1 protein-coding gene is annotated in these 1,293 nt (G+C 51.8%); it reads right to left on the bottom strand.

Going from position 1 to position 1,293, the window contains the following annotated elements:
- Positions 1-1,293 (bottom strand): Calx-beta domain-containing protein (locus O9332_RS12540; protein ID WP_288025828.1); only part of this gene is annotated, 1,293 nt, incomplete at both ends.

Below are 1,293 nucleotides of genomic sequence, written 5' to 3'. Positions count from 1 at the left end.
TCATTACCTCCCACTCCAGCCAGGGCATCGGCAAAGCTTGTCCCGACCAAGTTGTTATTAGCTGAGTTACCATCATTGTCAAGAATGGTGGCCGTAGCCGTGTCGGGTCCACTGATAGTGTAGCCGGCGGGGGCGGTAATTGTGGTGATGATCGTTTCACTGGGATCACTCAAGAGGTCATCTTTGGTGGGCAGAGTGATGGTAGCAGTGGGGGAAAGTGCCGCAAAGGTGACGGTGTTAGGAGTAGTGCCTGTATAGTCAACACCTGGAGTGGCCGTACCGGCAAGGGTGTAGTTAACCGTTAAGGCACTGGAGAGGTCGCCGGTGCGGGTCAGGGTAAAGACACTGCTTACTGAACCGGCTTCGTTACCGTCGGTGGTTTTGGCGATCGAGATTGATTTTGTCGCTGCTCCCGTACCAATATTCAGTGACCAACCACCAGCAATAGTTCCCACGTCCCCTCCCATGTCATCCATGACATAGAGGCTCCAGGTTCCATTGGGGTTGGTGTTGTTAAAGACCGAGAAATCCGTACCGTAGGGGCCACCGGGAGCGGGCGCATTAAAGATATCACCGGTTCCAACGTCTGTGGCCTTATAACTGCCACTGGTAATTAGCCCTGAATCAGGCAAGGAGGAGGTGGCCGTGGGATCAAAGGTGAGAGTGACATTATTGACACCACTTGAGCCACCCACATCGGACATTAATAAGGCTTTGGTTCCCGTCGGACCCACCAGTAATACATCAATATCGTCAGGAAAAGTATGGCTCAGGTTTGTCAGCGTTACCTTTAGACTATTGATATTACCGCTTAAGCCTGAAACATTAATAGTGGAAGGATAGGGGGTACTCGTACCACTACTAGGTATAGTAATCGGGTTGGGGTTACTAAAAATCGGTAGGGTTTCTTCGGAAACAATCGTTCCTGTGGCTGTTCCTGGTGAACCGCCAATATAACCGGTTCCACTATTAACCGTGAGAGCCACTGTTTCGTTGGCGATTTCGGCAATAGTGTCAGCAATGGGATCAACCTCGACCGTTGCCGTTGTCGCACCGGCGGCAAAAGTGACGGTTCCCAATTTCGTCGTCGGGTCGAAGGTGACACCACTACCTGTTAATACGTTGTAATCGGCTGGGTCGCTTCCCACTGGAGCGGCGTTGGCTATGCCACTCGCCCCGAAGTTAACGGTCAGGGGAGAACTCAGGTTTAAGTTAGTGCGAGTAAAGGTGTAAACTAAGTTAGTCGTACCGTCTTCCTGCACACTGGCCGGGCTGACACTGACGGTTACGGAA

It is taken from the genome of Microcystis sp. LE19-10.1B (assembly GCF_027530565.1).
Taxonomy (GTDB): domain Bacteria; phylum Cyanobacteriota; class Cyanobacteriia; order Cyanobacteriales; family Microcystaceae; genus Microcystis; species Microcystis aeruginosa.
The sequence above is the reverse complement of the archived record's forward strand: the minus strand, read 5'-3'. Positions and strand labels throughout refer to the sequence as shown.